This window comes from Clostridium sp. AF28-12 (assembly GCF_003435225.1).
GTDB lineage: Bacteria > Bacillota > Clostridia > Lachnospirales > Lachnospiraceae > Pilosibacter > Pilosibacter fragilis.
In genome coordinates, this window is sequence record NZ_QWGJ01000053.1 from 1 (window position 1) to 2588 (window position 2588).

General features: G+C 46.4%; 2 protein-coding genes. Both read right to left on the bottom strand.

Annotated elements, in window-relative coordinates; genetic code table 11:
- Positions 1-110 precede the first annotated feature (110 nt).
- Positions 111-887 (bottom strand): ATP-binding protein, encoded by a 777-nt coding sequence (locus tag DWY93_RS16670; RefSeq protein ID WP_015552542.1) that lies wholly within the window; start codon positions 885-887, stop codon positions 111-113.
- Positions 884-2434 carry an IS21 family transposase gene (gene istA, locus DWY93_RS16675; protein WP_117472735.1) on the bottom strand — a complete coding sequence of 517 codons (1551 nt, stop codon included), beginning with the start codon at positions 2432-2434 and terminating at the stop codon, positions 884-886. The genes DWY93_RS16670 and istA overlap by 4 nt, the downstream gene beginning before the upstream one ends.
- Positions 2435-2588: the final 154 nt, after the last annotated feature.

Below are 2588 nucleotides of genomic sequence, written 5' to 3' on the forward strand. Positions count from 1 at the left end.
TGAATATTCCGTTGCGGCGAAGCCGTCTGTCCGGAAAAATGGAAACCACCTGTCCGGATAGGCGGAAACCGCTTTAGGTTATTGCTATGTGCGGCGAAGCCGCCTGTATGTTATTGTGCCTGAGATGGATCCAGTCCATAAACCTCCCTCATGGAAATATCCTTTTCTGGGTCAAGACTCATAATCGGAATCTTGTATGAATCGAATGAGATTCGATCCATGATGGCATCTGTGAGAGGGTTGTCCTTACCACCAAGCTTTTGGTACCAGTCTTCCTCAAGATACTGGGAACAGAAGATCGTGGATGAGTGCTTGCGACGCTTATGAATAAGCTCAAGCAGATTGGCTGAGTCTTTTTCAGTAACTCTCATGAGCAGCCACTCATCCAGGATTAGAAGCGTGGGATTGGTGTATTTTTTCAATGCATCTTTAAAGCGGCCTTCATCTCTGGCCTCTTGTAAGTCCAGGAGCAGATCCGGCACACGGACGTACTTAACGCTGTAATAACGCTTACATGCCTCCATTCCAAACGCACAGGCCAGATATGTTTTTCCACTGCCTGTTGCGCCGGTAATGAAGATGTTACGGTATTCTGTGATGTACTCACAAGTTGCCAGCCGTTCGATCAGGTGGCGGTTTACTTTGCGGTTATGACCGTAATCAACTGCCGCAATCGTTGCGTCTGGCTGCTCGAACTCTGCATTCTTAATCAGTCTTTTCAAACGGCTGTTTTTACGGGATGTATATTCGATATCAACGATCATCCCAAACCGATCATCGAAAGGGATCTCCTTCATGGAGATATCCTGCATCTGGTTACGGAATGCATCGGCCATCGATGTCATGTGCATTTCAATAAGCTTGTCAATTGTACTCTGATTTGTCATGATCTCTTACCTCCGTAATAACGGGCACCACGGGTGATGCCGGACTGGGAACTCTCGTTTGTCTGCTTCTGAGGTGCCTCAGATTTAGCTCCACGATCCGCAGTAAGGATGTTCTTGATACTTTTATAGCTGGGTGAATTCGAGTACTGCAGAGCCTTTGCACAGGCGTTTTCAAGCTGCTGTGAAGACTTCCTCTCAGCAAGCTTCAAAAGGCCCATACAGGCCCTGTAAGACTGCTGCTCCACTCTGCCTGAGGTAAGGATACTGTTTACAACTTTATAGGTATTGATTCCAATTGTTTCTGCCCATTTGCGGAAACGGTCACCGTTCCACTCCAGATATTTCTGGTGATCTGGCGGCATATGTTCGAGTACTGTGGAATACTGCCCAGGACGCCCGTACAGGCGTTTGTGGGAAGCAATTCTCCTGAAATCCTTAAAAATTTCAATGGTGGTATCTGTCACTCGCACATCGACCTTATCTTTGATATACTGATAAGGCACCGAGTAGTACATTTTGTCTACGGCGATGTGATAGTTGAACTGTACTGTGGCGGTACGATGTTCAGCTAATTCAAAGCGGGTGGCAGGCAGGGGCATGAGCAATGGCTTCTCATCTTCGAGAAACAGCTTCTGTCGGCTGCCTTCTTTCTTTTGAAAAGAAGCCGCGTTGTACTTTTTGAGCTTTTTCCTGATTTCCTGGTTCAATTCTTCCAGAGAGAAAAACTGTTCATTACGAAGCGCAGCTGTGATCCATGTAGAGACATGGCCAACATTTCCTTCTACACTTGGCTTATCCTTCGGGGCACGTACCCGGGCCGGAATGATAGCAGTGTTGTAATGCTGTGCCAGTTCCTCATAGGACTTAATCAGGACAGACTCATATTTGTCACTCTGTTTACGGTTCGTTGCTGTAGGAGCATTGTCTGATACCAGAATCGGCGTAACGCCGCCAAAGAACTCGTACATATGGACATGAGCGGTAATCCATGACTTTTGTTGTTCATTGATGAACGCTTCGACAAAAGCATACTGGCTGTAGGTCATAACACCAACAAAGATCCATGCTTCGGTAATTTCACCGGTATCCGGATCAATAATCTTTGCCGGATCACCAGCCCAGTCAACCTCGATCTGCTGGCCTGCTTTCCGCGGGATGTGCATGGTAGCACGGCTTTTTTGCTCGTTCTGCTGAATGTAATAACAGAACTGGGAATACATCAAAGCATCATCACCATTCTGACTGCATTCTTCGAGGTATTCTGTCCAAAGGAGCTTCTTGTTGACACCATTTTTGAGCAATTCCTTACGGATGTAGTCGAAGTCAGGCATCCGCTTGGTGGATTTCGGAGACAAATCTTTTGGAAACATCCGCTGCTCCAACTCAGCATCAGTGAGTGATTCGTCCAGTGGCCAGCTCAGAGATAATTCATCTGCACGTTTCTGGACCTTTACAACTGTCTTTCTTGAAACCTTGAGGCTTTTCTCAATGTCACGAAGAGACAGACCCAAGGCTGTCAGCCTTAGGATTTCACGATATTTGGTCATATGAAGACCTCCCTCATAATGAATTAGCATCAAATTCGATGCTTACATCCATTATAAGAGTGGTTCCCTAATGACCGGAAGAGCGGTTTCCATCAATCCGGAACAATGGTTTCCTCAATCCGGACAAGTGGTGTAAAAGTACCCGTAATATTCA

Excerpts from the sequence above, each read along its gene's own strand:
- DWY93_RS16670 (WP_015552542.1), bottom strand. The coding sequence starts at position 887 with ATGACAAATCAGAGTACAATTGACAAGCTTATTGAAATGCACATGACA.
- istA (WP_117472735.1), bottom strand. The coding sequence starts at position 2,434 with ATGACCAAATATCGTGAAATCCTAAGGCTGACAGCCTTGGGTCTGTCT.